We start from the raw sequence: 20044 nt of genomic DNA, 5'->3' as shown, positions 1-20044 counted from the left end.
TTGCTTAACGTAATTCTTTTGCCATTCGAACCACATTATCTACCGAAAATCCGAAAAACTCTAAAACTTCACCACCTGGTCCAGAAGCGCCAAACGTATCGATGGACAATACGCTGCCGCTTGGTCCTGTGTAACTATCCCAGCCTAACGAAATGCCAGCTTCAATAGCTAAACGTTTCGTAACAGATGCAGGCAGCACTGATTGCTTATATTCTGCCGATTGACGGTTGAACAATTCACGGCTTGGCATAGCTACTACACGAACTGAAATATTTTCCTTCTCAAGTTCAGCTTTTGCGCCAACTGCCAAGGAAACCTCAGAACCAGTACCAATCAGAATAATGTCAGGCTTGTCGTTCGTCTCTGTTAGAACATAACCGCCGCTGGCAACCGCAGCGATATTGCCTTTAGTTTCTTCATATATAGGCAAGTTTTGTCTGCTTAGTACTAACGCTACTGGTCCTTCATTTTGCTGCAAAGCATATGCCCAAGCATTAGCCGTTTCATTGGCATCAGTCGGACGGATGACTGTAAGCCCAGGAATCGTGCGCAATGCGGTCAAATGCTCAACGGGCTCATGAGTAGGTCCATCTTCGCCAACAGCGATGGAATCATGTGTAAATACGTAAATGACAGGAAGCTTCTGCAGTGCAGCCAAACGAATGGACGGACGCAGATAGTCGCTGAACACGAAGAATGTACTTACAAACGGTTTTACGCCGCCGTGCAGTGCCATACCATTACCAGCAGCGCCCATAGCATGCTCGCGAACGCCGAAGTAAATATTACGTCCTGCATAAGATTCAACAGCAAAGGTTTTTTCACCGTTAATATCGGTCATCGTTGAATGCGACAAGTCTGCGCTTCCGCCAAAAATTGAAGGCACCGTTTTAAGGTAATGATTGATCGCTTGACCGCTCGCTACACGTGTAGAAACGGTTTTGGAAGCATCAAAAGTAAGAAGATCTGCAGCATCGATGACAACAGAACCTTCAATGACTTGCTCAAGTTCCGTACCAAGCGCTGGATGCTGTTCTTTATAAGCAGCCATTAGCTGATTCCACGCTGCTTCTTTTGCTTCGCCTTTTTGTTTCAACTGTGCAAAGTGAGCTTGAACTTCTGCTGGAACGGTAAATTCTTCCTCATGATCCCAACCGTAAACCGCTTTTGTCGCTTTTGCCTCTTCTTTGCCTAGCGGATTGCCGTGTACTTTATTCGTTCCCGCTGCCTTGCTTCCGTATCCGATTACCGTACGAACTTCGATAATGGTCGGCTGCTCTTCATTGCTCTTCGCTGCTTCAATCGCTTTCGTAATTTGTTCGATATCATTGCCATCTTCCACTCGCAAATACTGCCAGTTAGCAGATTCGGCTCTCTTCTGCATGTTTTCTCCGAAAGAAAGATTGAGGTCGCCGTCCAAGGAAATATCGTTGGAATCATACAATACAACGAGTTTATCGAGCTTCATATGTCCAGCCATAGACATCGCCTCGTAAGAAATTCCTTCCATTAAGCAGCCGTCTCCGACAAGTGCATACGTGTAATGATCAACAACCGGGTATCCGTTTTGATTAAATTTTGATGCTAGGTGAGCTTCGGCCATTGCCATACCTACAGCCATCGCAAGTCCTTGTCCCAGTGGCCCTGTTGTTGCATCAACGCCATCTGTATGGCCATATTCAGGATGTCCAGGCGTTTTGCTGTTTAGCTTACGGAACTGCTTCAAGTCCTCGAGCGATACGTTATAGCCGGATAAATGCAGCAGGCTGTAAAGCAAAGCCGAGCCATGACCCGCTGATAAGACGAAACGGTCACGGTTGAACCATTTTGAATGGCTCGGGTTGTGATTAAGATGGTTGCCCCAAAGTGAGTACGCCATAGGCGCCGCTCCCATTGGAAGCCCCGGATGTCCGGAATTTGCAGCGTTTATAGCATCGATAGACAGTGTACGAATTGTATCAATAGATAGTTGTTCAATTGTTTTTGTATTAAGCATATTGTTCTCCTTTTATGGTTTCGATTTCTTGTTCGGTCTTCTCATCGAACCACCAATGGAAGCCGTCTTGTGCGAGCAGCATATCAGACTCAGCCGGTCCGTATGTGCCAGCGGCATAACGATGCAATGGAACTAAGTTTTCTTCATAGGCTTCCAAAATGGGTTGAACCCATTTCCATGACAATTCGACTTCGTCCCAATGCGCGAAAAATGTAGAGTCGCCGTGCAAAGCATCGTGAATCAAATTCTCATAAGCTTCAGGCACATTGTCTCTCGTCGCATGAAAATCGATATTCATGGGCTTGAATTCGCCCTTGTGCTGAGGGTCTCTCGTATTTAATTGCAATCTGATGCTCTCATCGGGACTGATCTCAAATACAAGCAGATTAGGCATTTTACTATCATCGTTTGCTGCAGCCTGCTTTATTGGTTCCTTGAACTCGATCACAATTCTTGTCGATTTGTCCTTCATTCTTTTGCCTGTACGGATATAGAAAGGAACGCCCCGCCAGAAGTAATCATCGATTTGAAGTTTAGCCGCAATAAAGGTGTCGTTCATGGAGTATGCAGCAATGTTTGGTTCGGCGGTATAACCGACTACCGATTTCCCTTGGATCACTCCTTCTCCATATTGTCCCCTTATCACTTGGGAGTTGACATCCTCTTTTTGCAGCAGCTCCAGCGATTCCATGACCAGCTTCTTTTTGAAACGGACATTTTCTGAAGTGCTGTTGTTCGGGAGGTGAATGGTCAACATCATGAGCAATTGAAGCATATGGTTCTGGAACATGTCTCTGATTGCACCAACATGATCATAATAGCCAGCTCTTTCTTCCACGCCTACAATTTCGTTTGCCGTAATTTGAACGTTGGCAATGTAGCGTTTGTCCCAAAGTGCTTGAAGGACTGGATTGCTTTGCTGCAGAACCTCAAGCTTCTGAACCATCGGCTTGCCAAGATAATGATCAATGCGGAAAACTTCTTCTTCCGCAAACGATTTGCTCAGGTTTTCATTCAATTCCCGAGCAGACTGCAAATCATGACCAAATGGCTTCTCGATTACAAGCCTCTTCCAACCATTTGCAGAACCAAGCCCGCTCTCGTGAATGTTAGCTGCAATCGGTTCAAAAAATTCAGGTCCAACCGACAAGTAAAACAAGCGATTTGGTGCAATGCGCAGCTCTTCTTCCCGTTTCTCAATCAGATGAAGAAGCTTATGGTAATCTTCTTTGCGGCCAACATCCAATACACTATAGCGGAATGCTCGCAAGAATTTTTGAATCAATTCGGGATCATTTGCTTCACGCCTGGAAAACATACGAAGAGATTGTTCGACATTGTCCTGAAAGGTTTTATCGGATAGCTCTCTTCTACCGAGGCCGACCACGGAGAAGAACTCCGGCAGCTTTTGATCAATAAATAAATTATACAAAGCAGGGTAAATTTTTCTTTTTGCTAAATCCCCTGTCGCTCCAAACAAAACAAACGTGGTAGCCTCCATGTTCTTTCTCCTTCCAGCAGTGCTTTGTAGTTAGTACTGGTTTCTATTTCCTAATTCCACTATAATACGAATATGACCTATACAAGTAATTCATATTTTTCACAGGAGCTATAGATACTGTCTATGATCAATTATGAGCTATACAAAGTTTTTTACTGGACGGCGAAGAAGGGAAGCTTATCCCAAGCCGCAAAATCGTTGTATATCACGCAGCCGAGCGTTAGTCATGCCATCAAACAGCTGGAAGACAGCTTAGGCATCATTTTGTTTTACCGGAATTCAAAGGGTGTTGCTCTGACGCAAGAGGGTGAAATCCTTTATTCCTATATTGAGAAATCTCAAATTCTCATCTCGCTAGCCGAAGAAAAGATGGCGGCGCTTAAAAATTTGGACAGCGGTGAGCTGCGGATCGGTGGGAGCGATTCGTTGTTCAAGCATTATTTGCTGCCTTATTTGGAAACCTATCACGAAAAATATCCCGGTATCAAGCTGCATCTGAATCATGGAACGACACCGGAAACCATCGCTTTTCTGAAGGAAGGCAAAATCGATTTGGGCGTCGTTCGTATGCCCATCGTCGATTCTCAGCTAGAGGTTATGAAGGGTATTCAGCTGCAGGATTGTTTTGTAGCAGGAGCACGTTATGCTGAGCTTAAGGACAAAGTGCTTTCACTAGAAGTGCTGCTTCAATATCCAATTATCCTGTTCTCTCGAAACAGTCGTGTACGAATGGCGATTACCGAACTATTCCAAAATTATGGGCATCAAATCAAGCCTGAAATTGAGGTAGGAAGCGTTGATTTACTCATCGAATTCGCGCGGAAAGGCCTCGGTATTTCTTATGTGACTAAAGAATTTATTGCCAAAGAATTGGAAGAAGGTTCTCTCTTTGAGATTCAATTGGATATTCAAATGCCTCCTTCCCAAGTAGGCTTTATGATCATGCACAATATGCCATTATCCAATGCGGCAAGCAAGTTTTTGGAGCTAGTGAAATAGCAGCTTATGGAAGAAAAAAAGGTCAAGCATGTCGGTTTTTCACCATGCTTGACCTTTTTTCTATCTATTTTTACGGAACAATTTCTTATTAGCGGTTTTATGTCGTTAATTTATATCTTCTTGACAATTGCTTTATTAATGTTTAAAGCTTTTTAGTTCCTTTTTAATACATCACAATGAAAGGACGGCTTTAGCATAGCTGACGTTAACTATAAATAAAATTGAGAACTCTAATTTTTCGGATTGTAATCAATGGATATTGACCTTTTATTAGAACCTATATTACCACTTAAAAAAATGTCAATATCCGATCCAGTGATTAGTTCTACTAAAAACCCTTTATTAATTGACTGTTGATTTTCATCCTGCTCAATATAGCTATAGCTGTCAATTTCCCCATTGTATTGTAAGCTTTTCAATTCTTTCTCGTAAAAGGAGTAAAATTCTTTGTCATCAACATAAGTTGAGTAAAAAGGAGAACAGCCATCGGATTTCCCATGAAACACAGTTCTTTTCGGAAGTGGAATAGAAATATTAATTTGGTCTTCCATATAGGATTCACACTCATAGATTTTACTTGGAAATAAGTAACTATGAATATAATTGTTAAATTCTAAATTCCAGAAGTAAATTTGGAATAAAGCAATAATTGGTATCGTATAAGCTAAAAATTTTTTAGTTGATCCCTTGCCTTTTTTTATTCCGATTATTACTACGCAAACAATAAAAGCTAAAATCATAATAACAGTATAGGGAATGTATAATATATTACCCGCCATAGAGCCACATCCCTTATTAGCAATTTACCGCTATTACGATCTTAATATTGTAAAAATATCGACAACTAGGCAGTTTTCACCTAAATTGTCGATACCTGATATTTTATATAAACTCACTTAATATCGCATCTCTAAAACGCATATGATGCAGCTTTTTCCCAATAAATCCTTCTATTAATCCACATCTTGAAGATGAGCATTAGTGCTTCTATATCGTATCATGAAAAATAGCCGATTCATATGATCAACAATGATAACCGTACAAAATAATGACTTTTTCTATTGCCAAACCCACACGTATTTCCTATACCTAAATTACTTAAGCTTCGCCAGACCAACAATCCAGTCCGCCAGCTCCTTCGTTTGTGCGAGGAGAGCGATAGGATCACGATACCATGAACGTTCTTCATTCCAAAGGAAAATTCGTTCTTCACGTACCGCTTCCAGAGAACCCCATATCGGATCTTTTTTGAGCTCTTCCAGCGATGACTCGGTCGTTAGGACGATGTAGTCCCCTGCATACTCCGGAAGTTTCTCTATTGATATTTTCGAATAAGTATTAGCTAATATATTTTCAGGGATTGCAGTTGGAGCAGCAAGGCCCAGCATCTGATAAATATTTCTGCCTCCACGACCTGATTTGGGGCCGAATGCGAAAACTTGTCCATCATACTCCTGGAATACAGAAAATGTAGAACCTTCTGGTAAAAGCCCTGCAATTTTCTCCTTCGCTTCAGCTGTATGGAGATCATATTGTTTCAACCATTCAGCCGCCTCGTTTTCTTTGCCTAATACTTCTCCAAAATAGGTTAATTCTTCATGAACACTATTGAAGGTATTAGAGGCGATAGACACCGTCGGTGCAATCTCACTATATTTCTCATAAGCCTCTGGCTTGGTCGTATGTGTAATAATAATATCCGGTTCTATAGAAAGGAGCTTCTCTATTGAATCACCGACATCTTCCACACCTTCCAAATGTCCCTTTAAATACGGGCTATTCAGCAGCACATTATTGGAACCGATCGGTTCAACGCCAAGAGCAATTACAGTGCCCAAATAGTCAATAGATGCAACTCGCTTTGGATTAATTGGAACTTCCACATCACCAAAATGGGTAGATACTATTTTTGTTTCATTTAACTGCGCAGCAGTTGTAGAACTATTGGCAGACTGATTGTCTGATGTTTTCTCTGTTCCTGTCGTATTGCCCGAGCTCGCGTTTCTCGGGGTGTTAGTTGCTGCTGAGCACGCACTAACCATAATAGCAAAACAGAGCCATAATGTAGACAGCATTACCGTTTTGGAGCCTTTGTTCATTGTGTAATCCTCTTCTCCTATGAATTGAGAATGTTTTTCATTCTCATTATAAATATAGTTTTGAGAGGTTTGATTAACAATGGAGTTTTTTAACGCTTTTTTTGTATGATTAGAACCCTGACCTTGATCGGACAGATGTTTATTTCGAAATTTTCCAGGTGCAATACCAGCATATTTTTTGAAAATACGATTGAAATAGAACAAATCTGAATATCCCACATTCAATGCGATTTCTTGTAAAGTAGCATCTGTCGTAAGCAATAAAAATTGTGCTTTCTCTATTCTCAATTTAATGACATATTCAATCGGACTGAATCCTGTCTGCTCTTTAAATTTGCGCGTAAGATACTGTGGACTATAATTGAGCTCCAAAGATAATGATTCCATTGATTTCGGCTCTTGATATCTATCGGATAAAAAGCGCAATACTTGCTCTGCTAGATTATTTTGACTAATCGCCTCAGAGCTTTGCAGCATTTGACGAAACAGCCTATGTACGAATTGATAAAATACCCCTCTAACCTGCAGCATGTCCAGCTTATTTGCTTGAATCCAATCTCTATGCATCATTTGCACATATTCCAAAAGTGCCAGCCCGTCATATGGCGTATAGCTGTATGCCTTCTCAAATGGATTATCACTTTGCATCAGTAATTTAAAATCATAAAGACAGTTTTGCGGCAATACTGCCTTATATAGAATCAGAAAGTATTCAATTGCCGTTTCTGCTTCGATCTCCAAGCAAGCTCCTTTCCCTCCGTGCAGCACATAAAACCTGTCGGCAAAATGGACATCTCCATCCAGCCAAAGCCGACCTCTGCCGCGAACAATATAAACAAAGGTGCTGGTGGGCAATGTATACTTTTTTAAGCATTTTCCTTGCTCTAACGTGTTTTGTCTAACATCTAAAACCCTTACAATTGCCTGATCCCATAATTGGATATGGTCATTAATGTTCATTTGCTTGATTCAAATCCTCTCTTTACTCTCGCAACGATCAAAATGTAAAACTTTTTGCTTTTATAGCAATATACCCTTATATAAGTGTATTTATTGAGAATTGTTCTCATTGTTATTGTATAGGAAAATAATAGAACTTTCAATTTGCAATCATGAACACTTCCAGCGATTCCATTTTTCCAGCTTGGATAAAGCTTCTTTCTATTCATTATTAAACCTCCCTTTGAATATGAATGCCAATTCATCATATATCGAAAGTCCTTTCATAGAAAAAGCAGGTTTCAAATGTTTCTAGATAAATTTCTGAAAAGTGTAATGCCCATTAATGACCGACTACTCATAGTCTATAAATTTTGTACTTCTGTCACTTCAAAATGTGTTAAAGACTACACAACATATACAAAGTTATGTATTTAATGATTAACACAAAAAAGGCAGTCAATAAATCTTGACTGCCTTTCCGCGATTATCACAGTTTTTATTTTCTGTATATTTAATCTAAACTCACATAGCTGAAGAAGAAATTTTTTATAAAAAATTTAGAAGTAAAACCATCTCCTGTTATACACCTCGTGTACGCACCGACCATGCTTTCTTCGCCATAATAGGAATAAACGATACGATCAGAATAAAACATAAAATATACGAAAGATTCATTTGAAGTGAATATAAGAGGGTTCCCAAAATCGGACCAACAAACGATCCCACGCCTTGAACCGCAGCGACGATGGATGCAACGGGTGCTTGTTCCTTCTCATTAACGGCAAGAGAAGCGGCAGTCGTATAACCAGGCATTACAAATCCGATGCCGATACCGAAGCTAGCAAAAGCAAGCTCATAGTAGTGCGGGAGAAGCAAAAACAATAGAAATCCTGCTCCAAGAGCACTTAAACCAACGCTCATAAGCTGACTTGGCTGCCATTTCAAGAAACGACCAATCAGTACTTGTGCAGCAACGACAAACAGTCCTGCAGTGGAGAGCCCTAATCCCGTCATTCGTGTTGCCTCTTGTACAGAAACAGAAAGCCGATCCTGAATGTAGAATCCGCTGGTCACCTGCAACATAATCATTACAGTGGACAAAATCAACCCTATCGTAATGTACAAACGAATTCGAGAATCAATCGGAGACAGCTTCGCAGCACTATTTTGTATGGAAACGGTCTGATTGCCTGGAATGATTATCATGAATACAACAATTACAATCAGTAATAATCCTGCAGAGACATAGATAGGAGCTGTTAGCCCTACGGATGTTAAAGCTGCTCCTATAGCCGGTCCAACTACAAAGCCAAGTCCATTGGCTCCTCCGAATAAAGCCATCCCTTTGGCTCGATTGTCCGCTGTCGTCCATTCCATTAAATAGCTCTGCGCCATCGCTGGAATCGCCCCGAAAAAAAAGCCGGCAAACGCACGAAGACCCAGAAAAACCCAGAAAAGCAGCTCAGTTGATAAGCTCTCCCTTTGCGCTGCATCTGCGACCCATGCAAACGCCGTAACCATAACTGCATACCCCAGCAAGGCCGAAATCATAATAAGCTTTCTGCCTATTCGAGCCCATCTCCCCCATACAAAGCTACCTAAGATCCAGCATATTCCCGTAATAGTAACCAAGCTGCCCGATTCGATTTCCGTTAAGCCCAAGCTCCGTGCAAGCGGCCCAAGAATGGGATTAAATGTTGCGATCGAAATCATAGCCGTTAGAACTGTGATGAAAATAACGACAAAGTACTTTTTCATAATCATCTCTCACTCCTCTTCCTGTAAATAATTATCACAAACGATAATCTCGCTATCTACCTGCTGAGGATTTTTTTTCACCTGCTGAAGACCAAATAAAAAAACGACCTCAGCCTACAAACGGCCAAGATCGAATTTTTGTGGAAAGCTTAATTATAGGTTTGTTTTGCCTGTTGCAAAAAATCACTGGGATTACAGCCATAATGTTTCCGAAATGCGGTAGCAAAGTTGCTCGGATTGCTGTATCCAACGGCTATGGCTGCTTCGCACACCTTCATTTGGTTCGTTTCCATAAGCCAGGCCCCTTTTATAAGCCGCTGCTCTCGAACAAGCTCAAATATCGTCATTCCGAATAATTCACGAAAACCCTTCTTTAGTTTTGTCGTGCTCAGCCCTACTATTTTGGATAATTCATGGATGGAGCGCGGATGCTCCAAATGATTGACGATAACTTGCCGAGCCATATGCAGCTTTTCTAAATCATTCCTGCCCTGTAATCTTGTAGCATTCAGAGAAGTGCTTACTCCTCCATGTTCGTGTACAAATAACAAAATAAGCTCCAAAGCTTTACTTTCCATATATAAACGCTTAAGTGGTCCTTGATAAGTGCATAACAACATATCAGAAACAATTTTTGCAATTTCAGGGGAAATGGCATAATTATGAACCGTATTTTTATAGTAATTCAATAATCGAACAAGCCGCTCCCGTTCTTCTTTTTCCTCAAAATAGAAGCTCAGTTCCTCTGGCCGAAGTCTTACTTTAATCCCATAGCTTTTGGAATTAGAGCTTGTCTCATGATAAACCTTCGTATGGTCTGTGAAGAATACCGTATTCCCCGGGGAATTTGAGATGGCTATCGGCGTACCGTTCCACTCACAGTAAACCTCTCCGCTAAGCTGATATGCAAGACCAAGAACTTGGCATTCTTGTTCAATATACAGCTTCAAGTTTTCGCGTAAAAACAAATCTTCAACCAAAATTTCCATGCCCGGTCTAATCTTCATGCGTGAAATAAAACCGCGTCCCACACTTTCCGGTAAATCCAGACGCTGTTCCCAGCTTGAGAAAGAAAGCTTACGATCCATTCCTTCCGATAAAAGATCTATATATTCATGAACATCTGCTAATTTAAATTGATGTCGCATAAGACACTGTCCTTTTCAACTTTTAAATGAAAACGATTCTCAATATAATCTTATAAGAAATGCAGTTGAAGATCAAACTTAAATTAGCAAATTCCATGAAACTTTCATAAGATTAGCTTGATTCGAATGGAAGCGATTCTGCATGAAGAGACGGTTTCTTTTGTAACAAGCGTTTCGCAAAAAGAGTAAAAAGAATCAAGGAAATCGCGACAGACAAAGCACTGACGACGAACAACACTTTATAGCTTGCATACTGAGAGACAGAGCCTAACATGATCGCGCCTAACCCAATACCAAGGTCATTAGCAGTTGAGATGGAGGCGTTCGCGACTCCTATACGATTCGGGTGAGCCAAACGGATCGTAGCTGCTTGAAGAGCTGGCTGCGCGGAACCGAAGCCAATACCATATAAAATCGCCGACAGGAGTACGCCCATCAATCCGCTCGAGAGGCTCAATACTATCAATGCAATAATCGTAATTATAAGTGCCGGAACAATGACAAAAATTTCTCCATACCGATCAGATAGTTTTCCCGAAATGGGACGGCTTAGGGCAAGCGTTGCAGCAAATGCTAGAAAAAACGCTCCGGAATTAACCTGAATCGACTCAGCGAAGAGCGGAACAAAGGTTGTAATGCCGCCATAAGCAATAAAGAGAAAAAAGACCGAGGCCGCAACGGGCAAAACCGATTTTTCGAATAATTCAATTTTTCTCGTGTCAGCTTTTGGCTGGAAAGGCATTTTTGCACCTAACATTAGGAGCAGTGCTCCTGCAGAGAGGACCACAGCGATTAAAAACAAATCGTTGTATGATCGATTTTGAGCAACCCAGATGCCGAACATTGGGCCGATTGCCATAGCCAGTGTCATGGATGTGCTAAACCACCCCATTCCCTCACCACGCCGGGTGGACGGGATCATGTCTGTAATCGCCGTCATCGTAGCGGTTGTAGATACTGCCCAGCTCATGCCATGCAATATTCTGAGCCCCAACAAAACAGCAATTCCCCCAACCCAGTTATACATATACATTGCCAAGATGAAGAGAATCAGTCCCCAAATGATAAACGGACGCCTGCCGAACCGGTCTAGCAGCCCGCCAACAAGCGGCCGTAAAATAACAGCAGACAACATAAACGCACCCATCGCCAGACCGACCTGCGATTCATTGCCTCCCAGTTGTTTGATGAACAACGGAAGCGTCGGATACAGCATATAAAATGCATTAAATAAGAACAGGTTACCTATAGTCATGAGAATAAACGACTTCGTCCATAGGCGTTCCATATTTCATTCCTCCTTAGGTGCAAAAAGGTTTTGATTTTTACTGATGAACAATAAACAGGAAATACAGATGATATAAAGAAGCTTAATCCATGGAGTGAACTCCAAGTCAATACATAAATCCCACTTGCTTCGGAGTAAAAATGTATGGCCAATTACAATGACGTAATAATAATCATTGATTCATTAATGAACACTTGTCTATAATTATAAGCAGATGTAAACCATCTGCAATTGTTAAATGAACGCGATTTGTTAATTAATGAACAACTTCTGTATATTTGTTAATTATTTACGAAAGCTTGGTGACCTGAAATTGGCTAAAGTAGATCGAAGAATACAAAAAACGCAGGATGCGTTAAAAAAAGCGGTTATAGATCTGATGTCAGAAAAAAATTTTGATGATATTACAATTCAGGATCTTTCCGACAGGGCGAATGTGAGCCGCGGGACCATCTATCTTCATTATTTGGATAAATATGATCTGCTGGATAAACTCATTGAAGAACATATTGATGTGCTAAGGGTAACGTGCAGAGCGGCTGCGGAATTGGATTTTACCGAATCGACACTAATCTGGACTGAATATTTTGAACGTCATTATTCATTTTTTTCCATGATGTTGGCGAGTAAAGGCGCTCCTTACTTTCACGGGCGATTTCTTGCATTTCTTATCGAAGAATTTAAAAATGAGATCGATGTAACGAAAGGAAAAAATGAGGGGTTAAATGAAGATCTTCTTGTGAGGTTTGTCGCTTCCTCTTTTGTTGGAGTAGTGGAATGGTGGTTCATGAATGAAATGCCTGTCCCCCATCATGTCTTAGCAGAACAACTGGGGACATTGCTGGAGAGGAATGTATAATCGTTATAAACGAACGGCGTACATCATCTTGCTAAGCTCGTCAGTACATTAACTTCAGTGCTCTCTAATATCTACTAAATAAGGCTTGCGTATTAAATCGAATTTATAAACGAAAAAATATTTATTATCTGCCTTTATTAGATTCCAAGTTGTTAATGGAACTTTAATTTTATCCGTACGAGTTTGGTCAGCATATATAATATTTATAAAATGATTTCCGCCTTTACTCTCCTTGCTTTCAATCGTGCCAACTGTGATACGAGTAGTCTCTATCGGCTTATAGATCCAAAATATGATGAAACTTACGAAAACAATCAAAACAACAATATACTTGTTTCTCATCAATTTAAGCATGCTGCAGACCGCCCTTTCTAGTCTAATCGGTATTTTTTTGTTTGTAGAAGTTAATTATGGAAGTAATTTCACGGATTTGAATTTTGTTACAAATCATAAAACTAATTAATACTTTAGTCAATCATCTTTTCTAAGTAGACGCTTCACTTCCAATCAATAAAATAGCCACCGCAATGGGTGGCTAGTACAATTATTTAAAATGACCCTTCGGCTTTTTGCCGCTCCATCTTTCGTCAACCTTTTCGAAGGCTGATTGGTATCTCGCATCCACACTAATTCGGTATTGATTGGTTGTATTCTCCAGTGAGCAGTGCATTAAAAACATGCCAAAAATGAGTACATCGCCTGCCTGAAACTGAGTTGTCGCCCACTGACCACCGAACTTCTCTGTAATAACAAGCGGATCATCCGTGTAATGTCCCAAACCATCACGATCCGAATCTTTGGAACCATACGATTGCTTCAGCTTTTCAAATCGATGCGAGCCGAGGCAAATCGCCAGTCCCCCCATTTCATACGAAACATCTCCAAGAGGAGACCATACGGTATAGACATTCGGGGTACCTCTTCCCATGTAAACAATGTCGTAGTGCGCTCCTGTAAAATCACCTTTGCCTACCGCACGAAGCCACTTGTAATGATAAGTCAGTGACTGTTCTCCGAGAAATTCGTCGAAGAAACGCATGATGTGCTCCCCATTCAAAACATTAAGCAGTGCAGGTAGATCCTCGTTTGTTCCTCCAAAAAAAATCGTTTTGCTTCCATCTGCCATTACGCCATCTTCTAATTGCGTATCCCGATCTAGCTTTCCCATCTGTTTCATCTTTTCCAAAATATTTGTTCGAGCCTGCATCACCTTATCGCGATCATGAAACCCGCGGATCAGTAAATAACCGTCTTCCTCCATCCGATCGCGCAGCGCCTGAACATCATGAAAAATATCATTTGAGCTTCTGAGCTCTGTGAGCTCTTTTCCATCCATTTCTAATTCACGGCTTCCAACTTTAAGCTTCATTTCAATTACACTCCTCTACTCGGTATTTGTTCTAAGTGTAGAGGAAAATCATCTATGCATCCATGGATACATGTATTCACATCATGTATAATTGTACATATTATACATAGAATTCACGGTAATTTATGAAATTAAATGTATATTAGAACAATGGAATGGAGTTGATTAATATGACCTACATGAATATTCCTTATATCCTTGGAAAAGAACCTATCAGCTTCCCTCAATTTAATTCGATTTGGAAAGTGCAGGCTGACGATGCATACAACATTATAACCAGTGAAGGATTCGTCGTTCCCGGTCTTTTTATTACTTATGAAGGTAAGGGCATCCTATCCCAAGGGAATGACCGCTATGAGCTGCAAGCAGGCACTTTCTTTTTCGTTCAGGAGGGAATTCCCTCCGAATACAAGTGTCAGGATAATAACTGGAAATTTTATTATCTTGATTTCAATTCCCTGGACGCCATTCGAAATCTGCAGCTCCCTGTAAGCAAGGTCGAATCAACAGGAAAAGTTGCAGAGGCAGTACTGCTGTGCGAGCGTATCATTGATACTTTGATTGCAGAATCCTTCGGCTACGCTTATTCTTCGAATATCTTCCTGCAACAATTATTGGTACTCTTTGCTAGAGAGCTTGAGTCAGGTCAGACCTCGCGCCAAACCGAACTCAACAATATATTAATCTATATCCATCGGAATATGGATAAGGGTATTCGGGTCGAAGAACTCATCGAACGCAGCGGCTTGTCGCGAACGTCCTTTTTTTCGCGCTTCCGCGCATTAACAGGCCAATCACCCAGCGAGTATATGCAAAATTTAAAGCTAGAATCGGCCAAAGTATCGCTGGAAACAACAAGCCTGTCAGTGAAGGAAATTTCATCCCAGCTGCAATTTTATGACGAGTTTCATTTCTCTAAGCTGTTTAAACGAAAGTATGGTCATTCTCCAAGCAATTGGCGGTCTTCCAGAGGAACATGAATCCTAGCTGAATGATGAATCGTTTTTTGTCCGTTCCGCTTTTACATGTTTCAGCTGGGCGACGATAATGACACTAATGATTGCCAGAAGGAACCATGAGCTAATCTTACTGAAACTGACCAGCTGCCAGGTTTGATTCTGATCAGGATATTTCCAAGCATTAAAAAATGTGGCAATATTTTCAGCTAACCAAATAAAAAAACCTACAATAATAAATGAAAGGGTTAAAGGCATTCGATAAGTTATAGCTCTGACCCTAAATATGATCCATGTTTTCCAGAATACAATAAATACAAGCGCCGTCAGCCACCAGCGAAAATCAGGAATAAAATGATGTGTGAAAAAGTTGAAATAGATGGCTCCTCCAAGCAGCGCCGATGGTACAAGCCCAGGCCAGCCCGTCATGTCCATTCGTAGTCTCCGCCAAACCTGACACATAAAGCTTGCAACACTTGCATACATAAATCCGCTATAGAGCGGGACACCAAGCAACTTTGTAAACCCTAGCTCCGGGTATGACCAAGAGCCCATCCTGACCTTATAGATCTCAAGCAGCAAACCAATGATGTGAAATATACAGATTACTTTGATTTCATCACGTGTCTCTAATCCGCTGCGATACATGAGATATTGCACGCCAAGCAGCACAAGTAGAATGGCATCATAACGATGAATGAAAGGTATTTCTACGATGTTAGAAAGAGCTAATGTTCCAAAAATCGCAATTGGAAATATGCAGCTCATCGCCTGATGGTAGCCAAAATGCAGTAGTTGTAACATTGATTTCAATTTGTTTCTCTCCTCACCATGACCAAAGGATAACATTTCACGACAGTGTCAACGTTCAACAACTGTCCTACGAGATAGAGCTCCTGCCATGTTAAATAAAAAAACAATTTCCTTTTCTACTCAGGAAATTGTTTTTTATTTTATTTTATTGTTCTATAAATTATGTTTATTTTTTTGATCATAGAAATGACAGCGAGCAACAATAATAAAATAATTCCACTTAAAAATAATAGATAACTTAATGGAATTAAAAAGAACAATGGTTCTATTAGCGTACCATCTGGAGCTACTTCAGATTTACCCATCATTCCGATAACTAGACAAATGATTCCCAAAAAAATTGGGATAGAAGCTAATTTTAACCACGCTGATAATCCTTTCTGTCTCATAAAAACCCTCTTCTTAGCTAACTATGAAAATAATATCGTCAATATCTATGTAAGTCAATATAAATTTATCGCAAAACAATAAATGCTTGTTGTTTTAATTATTTTCAATGTTTTACACTTTCGTATTTGTAAGCTCTCGCTCAAATCGTTTAGCTCAACGCCACAAATTCGTAACAACTTGCTCATTGTGCATCATTGCCCATTGGGCAATAATATAAGCAGGGATTATTTTTGAAAAAGCTTCCATTCTATTTAAAAGGGGTGAACGCTTAAGCGTTACATGATGAATAAACAAAGCCTACGCGATATCAAAAGAGAAGCAACCGCGAATGCGCTTGCCGATGCAGCTTTCGCTCTTGCTCTGGAAAGGGGAATGGATGGTTTCGTCGTCGAAGATGTCGTGCAGCGCGCCGGTTACTCCAGAAGAACGTTTGCCAACCACTACTCCTGTAAAGAGGAAGCGATAGCTTCGGCAGCTCTCATCTTTAAAGGCGCCGACGAAATTGGGAATTGGATCAAAAGCTTAAACGAGGACATGTCCCCACTCGACATTCTTCACCAGTTGATGAAGCTGCATCTGACAGGAGAACATATTGGAAAACTGCGACAGCTTGTATCATTTTCGAGGCAGCACCCTACGCTTGAGCCTTACATTTTAAGCGGACTGCGCCGTTTGCAAATTATGGCTCAGGAAACTTTAGATGAGTTTTCCCATGAACGATATCCCGATGGGTATACCCATCTCCTCGCCGGAGCTGTTTATGGAGCCATGCTTCCCATACTGGATGGCAGCCTGAGTGTGCTGTTACCAGGTCAATCAGCCGACGAAACCCCAGAGGCCGTAACGTTCGATCAGTATTTAGATACCATGTTTGGTTACTTGCGAAACGGATTTTAGTACACTGCCTCACGTTATTTCTACATGCAAAGGAGAATCATTAACAGATGTCAACTTTTCTGTACAGATTGGGCAAGTCAGCCTATACCAAGCCATGGTATTTCATTATTAGCTGGATCGCTATTCTCGGAGTTGTGCTCGCTATACTCGGGGTCAATGGAATCCATGTAACGTCCGATATGAAAATTGAGGGAACGGAATCACAGAAGGTATTAGATCAATTGTCAGCGGAACTGCCAGAAGCTTCAGGTGGACAAGCCAGCATCGTGTTTACGGCCCCCAAAGACGAACGTCTAGATACACCAGAGCGTTTGAGTGCCATCACTAAAGCTGTTAATGATGTTTATAACCTTGAATATGTTATTAATGCTGCTGAATTGGCAGCTAAAGCCGGCGCTTCAGCTGCAGAAAACGCTCAAGGGAGTGCACCTCAACAAGGGGATGGAACAGCGCAAGCAACCACAGGTGAATTACCTCCCTTCGGCCCTCTAATGGTCAACGGTGTTCCGGTACCTGGCGTGATGCTTGCCTCTGACGGCAGCGTTGCCCTATTCCAATTCCAATTCACCGTTCAGCAAATGTCGCTTCCTGAATCGGTACCCGATTCCGTCATTGATGCCGCCATGTCTGTTGAACAAACGGGTATTCAAGCATTGCCAAGCGACTCGCTGTCAACTAAACCTTCCATTGGATCAACAGAAGCTATCGGTATTGCCGTAGCTGCCGTTGTGCTATTCATGACACTTGGTTCGGTTGTTGCAGCTGGCTTGCCTCTTCTAACTGCCTTAATGGGAGTAGGAATTAGCGTAGGAGGTGCATACGCCTTCTCAAAATTCATCCATATGACTGATCTCACTCCTGTTCTAGCGCTTATGGTTGGGCTTGCCGTCGGAATTGACTACTCGCTGTTTATCGTAAATCGTCAGCGCCGCATGATTCTTGATCAGGGATTAAGTGCGCGGGAAGCAGCCAGCAGAGCAGTCGGCACTGCCGGAAGTGCAGTGTTTTTCGCTGGCTTGACCGTTATTATTGCTTTGTGCGGCATGCTTGTCATCGGAATTGGCTTCTTGTCTGCCATGGCGCTTGTTGCTGCGTTGGCTGTCCTCGTCAATGTTCTGGTTGCTTTAACTCTACTGCCGGCTCTGCTAGGTTTGCTTGGTGAACGCATCTGCTCGGCAAAAGCACGTACAAAGAGCAGCACCCAAACGAATAAAACTGCTCAAGGGTTTGCACACCGCTGGGTAACGGCTGTAGCGAAAGGACGCTGGCTAGTTATTATTGCTGTTATTGTCATTCTTGGCGCAGCAGCACTACCAGTCGCAAAAATGGAAATGGGCATCCCTTCAGGTGCCACGGCTAACTTAGATACACCATCAAGGCAGAGCTATGACGCCATTTCAAACGGTTTTGGCGAAGGCTTCAATGGCCCGTTGCTCCTAGTAGCAAAGCCAAATGGCGCATCGGACAAAGTGACGCCGGAATTGCTGAATGGTCTAGTGCAGGATCTAGGGAAGCATCAGAATGTTTCGCTTGTGACACCTATGGGCGTAAACAAAACCGGAGATATGGCGATTATTAGCCTCATCCCCAAAACAGGTCCAACGGATGCAGAAACCAAAAACCTAGTTCGTGAGATTCGAGCTTCTGATTCCAGCATGGCGCTAACGTATGATGTCACGGTTGGCGTTACTGGGTTCACAGCAATTAACATCGATATGTCATCAAAGCTGGCTGAGGTGTTCCCTCTCTACGTCGGCATTATCGTCATTCTATCGCTTATTATTCTGCTGCTCGTGTTTCGCTCAATCATCGTTCCACTCAAAGCTACGGTTGGATTCCTTCTCAGTGTGCTCGCTACATTCGGGATTACTACGGCCGTATACCAATGGGGATGGCTTCACTCCCTCTTCGGCTTTGATACCGGAGGTCCGCTGCTCAGCTTTATGCCAATTATGGTTACCGGCATTCTTTACGGGCTGGCAATGGATTATCAGGTGTTCCTCGTCAGCTCCATGCGCGAGTCTTACGTACATGGTCATCACGGAACAGAGAGTGTCGTTCACGGCTACAATCAAGCCAGCCGTGTAGTAGTAGCCGCTGCCGTGATTATGGTGTCCGTGTTTGCAGGCTTTATTTTCGCACATGATATTATGATCAAGCAGATCGGTTTTGCACTCGCAATCGGCATTCTTATTGACGCTTTCTTCGTTCGCATGGCGCTTGTACCAGCTGTCATGGCTGTCTTTGGCGACAAAGCTTGGTGGCTGCCGAAATGGCTAGACCGCATGCTGCCGAACCTGGATGTCGAAGGTGATAAGCTTCTAGCTGAACTGAAGAGCCAGGAGAGCGCTGCTAACATTAAGGCTAAACCTCGTCGAGCATATTGATTCAATTTTCGCTAATTTGATTTACAAAAAAGGCAAACCGGATCATCTGGTTTGCCTTTTTTCACATATAATCCCAAATTCATGCATCGGGAATTGTAGAAGAATTATTGAACCCATTAGATTGACAAAATTATGATTGAGGATTCGTTGGGGTATACTATCACGTATTGAGATTAAAATTCACTTTTTTGTATATTTTACAACATATTCTGAAATATTTTTTCTCATTTGCATTCACTTCCATTGCTTTGTATAAAGTTATTAGTGTATTATTTGTCCTTAGAATACAAAAAAATAGAACCGTAGAGGACGTGTTTACATGCAAGCAAAAATTACACTTCAAGAAGGTCAAAGACTAATTACGAACAAAGATTTTGAAGTTGCCATTGCTCAAAAAGCAATAATCAAACCAATGCAAAACGGCATGCAGATTAGACCAGCTTCAACCATAACAGGATATAACGATGATTCCGTTCGTATGTCAGATGGAAGCATTATTCACAGAACAGCAAATTCATTTTTCGTTTAAAAAAACAATGTCTACAAGGCCGATGTAAAAATCGGTTTTTTTATTTTTTATATGACCCTTAACATTATGATAAACAACTGAATGCGAGCATGGAACAAAAAAAGCAAGGAAAC

General features: G+C 41.6%; 17 protein-coding genes. 6 read left to right on the top strand and 11 right to left on the bottom strand.

The genetic code is table 11. The features are described from left to right. Positions 1-4 precede the first annotated feature (4 nt). Together tkt and zwf are read right to left on the bottom strand one after the other, a co-directional pair. Positions 5-1996 (bottom strand): transketolase, encoded by a 1992-nt coding sequence (gene tkt / locus BK120_RS01035; RefSeq protein WP_076265616.1) that lies wholly within the window; start codon positions 1994-1996, stop codon positions 5-7. After that, positions 1989-3497: a glucose-6-phosphate dehydrogenase gene (gene zwf, locus BK120_RS01030; RefSeq protein WP_076265615.1), complete on the bottom strand. Its 1509-nt coding sequence runs from the start codon at positions 3495-3497 to the stop codon at positions 1989-1991. Before zwf ends, tkt begins: the two co-directional genes overlap by 8 nt. Positions 3498-3620: 123 nt before the next feature. On the opposite strand from zwf, the gene BK120_RS01025 reads away from it, so the two are divergent. Further along, positions 3621-4496 (top strand): LysR family transcriptional regulator, encoded by an 876-nt coding sequence (locus BK120_RS01025; RefSeq protein WP_076265614.1) that lies wholly within the window; start codon positions 3621-3623, stop codon positions 4494-4496. A gap of 230 nt (positions 4497-4726) precedes the next feature. On the opposite strand, the gene BK120_RS01020 is transcribed toward BK120_RS01025, so the two are convergent. The 5 genes from BK120_RS01020 to BK120_RS00995 all read right to left on the bottom strand — a co-directional run bounded on the left by BK120_RS01020 (position 4727) and on the right by BK120_RS00995 (position 11731). Beyond that, on the bottom strand, positions 4727-5275 hold the full coding sequence (locus BK120_RS01020; protein WP_076265613.1) for a hypothetical protein: 549 nt from the start codon (positions 5273-5275) through the stop codon (positions 4727-4729). Positions 5276-5590: 315 nt separating this feature from the next. Next, positions 5591-7555, bottom strand: coding sequence for an AraC family transcriptional regulator (locus tag BK120_RS01015; protein WP_076265612.1), 1965 nt, complete (start codon positions 7553-7555; stop codon positions 5591-5593). A 561-nt stretch (positions 7556-8116) separates the two neighbouring features. Further along, complete coding sequence (locus BK120_RS01005) at positions 8117-9301, bottom strand: MFS transporter (RefSeq protein ID WP_256710748.1); 1185 nt, start codon at positions 9299-9301, stop codon at positions 8117-8119. A gap of 143 nt (positions 9302-9444) precedes the next feature. Continuing rightward, positions 9445-10443 carry a helix-turn-helix domain-containing protein gene (locus BK120_RS01000; RefSeq protein WP_076265610.1) on the bottom strand — a complete coding sequence of 333 codons (999 nt, stop codon included), beginning with the start codon at positions 10441-10443 and terminating at the stop codon, positions 9445-9447. Between the two features lie 112 nt (positions 10444-10555). Then, positions 10556-11731, bottom strand: coding sequence for an MFS transporter (locus BK120_RS00995; protein WP_076265609.1), 1176 nt, complete (start codon positions 11729-11731; stop codon positions 10556-10558). 313 nt (positions 11732-12044) lie between these two features. On the opposite strand from BK120_RS00995, the gene BK120_RS00990 reads away from it, so the two are divergent. Next, on the top strand, positions 12045-12590 hold the full coding sequence (locus BK120_RS00990; protein ID WP_076265608.1) for a TetR/AcrR family transcriptional regulator: 546 nt from the start codon (positions 12045-12047) through the stop codon (positions 12588-12590). Between the two features lie 54 nt (positions 12591-12644). Here the strand turns inward: BK120_RS00990 and BK120_RS00985 are convergent, their stop codons facing one another. Beyond that, on the bottom strand, positions 12645-12944 hold the full coding sequence (locus BK120_RS00985; protein WP_076265607.1) for a hypothetical protein: 300 nt from the start codon (positions 12942-12944) through the stop codon (positions 12645-12647). A 190-nt stretch (positions 12945-13134) separates the two neighbouring features. Then, complete coding sequence (locus tag BK120_RS00980) at positions 13135-13959, bottom strand: phytanoyl-CoA dioxygenase family protein (RefSeq protein WP_076265606.1); 825 nt, start codon at positions 13957-13959, stop codon at positions 13135-13137. A 170-nt stretch (positions 13960-14129) separates the two neighbouring features. Here BK120_RS00980 and BK120_RS00975 point away from each other — a divergent pair, with 170 nt between their 5' ends. Then, positions 14130-14939 carry an AraC family transcriptional regulator gene (locus BK120_RS00975; RefSeq protein ID WP_076265605.1) on the top strand — a complete coding sequence of 270 codons (810 nt, stop codon included), beginning with the start codon at positions 14130-14132 and terminating at the stop codon, positions 14937-14939. Positions 14940-14942: 3 nt separating this feature from the next. Here BK120_RS00975 and BK120_RS00970 read toward each other — a convergent pair whose 3' ends face one another. Further along, positions 14943-15719, bottom strand: a complete 777-nt coding sequence (locus BK120_RS00970) for a DUF817 domain-containing protein (protein WP_076266087.1) — start codon at positions 15717-15719, stop codon at positions 14943-14945. A gap of 149 nt (positions 15720-15868) precedes the next feature. Then, positions 15869-16117: a DUF3955 domain-containing protein gene (locus BK120_RS00965; RefSeq protein ID WP_076265604.1), complete on the bottom strand. Its 249-nt coding sequence runs from the start codon at positions 16115-16117 to the stop codon at positions 15869-15871. A gap of 283 nt (positions 16118-16400) precedes the next feature. Here BK120_RS00965 and BK120_RS00960 point away from each other — a divergent pair, with 283 nt between their 5' ends. The 3 genes from BK120_RS00960 to BK120_RS00950 all read left to right on the top strand — a co-directional run bounded on the left by BK120_RS00960 (position 16401) and on the right by BK120_RS00950 (position 19931). Beyond that, positions 16401-17015: a TetR/AcrR family transcriptional regulator gene (locus tag BK120_RS00960; RefSeq protein WP_076266086.1), complete on the top strand. Its 615-nt coding sequence runs from the start codon at positions 16401-16403 to the stop codon at positions 17013-17015. A gap of 47 nt (positions 17016-17062) precedes the next feature. Then, entirely contained in the window at positions 17063-19402 is a 2340-nt protein-coding gene (locus tag BK120_RS00955; protein WP_076265603.1) for an MMPL family transporter, read from the top strand. A gap of 319 nt (positions 19403-19721) precedes the next feature. Then, positions 19722-19931, top strand: coding sequence for a hypothetical protein (locus BK120_RS00950; RefSeq protein ID WP_076265602.1), 210 nt, complete (start codon positions 19722-19724; stop codon positions 19929-19931). Positions 19932-20044 lie beyond the last annotated feature (113 nt).

Origin of the sequence: Paenibacillus sp. FSL A5-0031 (assembly GCF_001956295.1) — a bacterium.
Lineage (GTDB): Bacteria > Bacillota > Bacilli > Paenibacillales > Paenibacillaceae > Pristimantibacillus.
The sequence above is the reverse complement of the archived record's forward strand: the minus strand, read 5'-3'. Positions and strand labels throughout refer to the sequence as shown.

What these genes read in the sequence shown, in the direction of transcription:
- tkt (WP_076265616.1), bottom strand. Translation starts at nt 1,996, where the DNA reads ATGCTTAATACAAAAACAATTGAACAACTATCTATTGATACAATTCGT.
- zwf (WP_076265615.1), bottom strand. Translation starts at nt 3,497, where the DNA reads ATGGAGGCTACCACGTTTGTTTTGTTTGGAGCGACAGGGGATTTAGCA.
- BK120_RS01025 (WP_076265614.1), top strand. Translation starts at nt 3,621, where the DNA reads ATGATCAATTATGAGCTATACAAAGTTTTTTACTGGACGGCGAAGAAG.
- BK120_RS01020 (WP_076265613.1), bottom strand. Translation starts at nt 5,275, where the DNA reads ATGGCGGGTAATATATTATACATTCCCTATACTGTTATTATGATTTTA.
- BK120_RS01015 (WP_076265612.1), bottom strand. Translation starts at nt 7,555, where the DNA reads ATGAACATTAATGACCATATCCAATTATGGGATCAGGCAATTGTAAGG.
- BK120_RS01005 (WP_256710748.1), bottom strand. Translation starts at nt 9,301, where the DNA reads ATGATTATGAAAAAGTACTTTGTCGTTATTTTCATCACAGTTCTAACG.
- BK120_RS01000 (WP_076265610.1), bottom strand. Translation starts at nt 10,443, where the DNA reads ATGCGACATCAATTTAAATTAGCAGATGTTCATGAATATATAGATCTT.
- BK120_RS00995 (WP_076265609.1), bottom strand. Translation starts at nt 11,731, where the DNA reads ATGGAACGCCTATGGACGAAGTCGTTTATTCTCATGACTATAGGTAAC.
- BK120_RS00985 (WP_076265607.1), bottom strand. Translation starts at nt 12,944, where the DNA reads ATGCTTAAATTGATGAGAAACAAGTATATTGTTGTTTTGATTGTTTTC.
- BK120_RS00980 (WP_076265606.1), bottom strand. Translation starts at nt 13,959, where the DNA reads ATGAAGCTTAAAGTTGGAAGCCGTGAATTAGAAATGGATGGAAAAGAG.
- BK120_RS00975 (WP_076265605.1), top strand. Translation starts at nt 14,130, where the DNA reads ATGACCTACATGAATATTCCTTATATCCTTGGAAAAGAACCTATCAGC.
- BK120_RS00970 (WP_076266087.1), bottom strand. Translation starts at nt 15,719, where the DNA reads ATGTTACAACTACTGCATTTTGGCTACCATCAGGCGATGAGCTGCATA.
- BK120_RS00965 (WP_076265604.1), bottom strand. Translation starts at nt 16,117, where the DNA reads ATGAGACAGAAAGGATTATCAGCGTGGTTAAAATTAGCTTCTATCCCA.
- BK120_RS00960 (WP_076266086.1), top strand. Translation starts at nt 16,401, where the DNA reads ATGAATAAACAAAGCCTACGCGATATCAAAAGAGAAGCAACCGCGAAT.
- BK120_RS00955 (WP_076265603.1), top strand. Translation starts at nt 17,063, where the DNA reads ATGTCAACTTTTCTGTACAGATTGGGCAAGTCAGCCTATACCAAGCCA.
- BK120_RS00950 (WP_076265602.1), top strand. Translation starts at nt 19,722, where the DNA reads ATGCAAGCAAAAATTACACTTCAAGAAGGTCAAAGACTAATTACGAAC.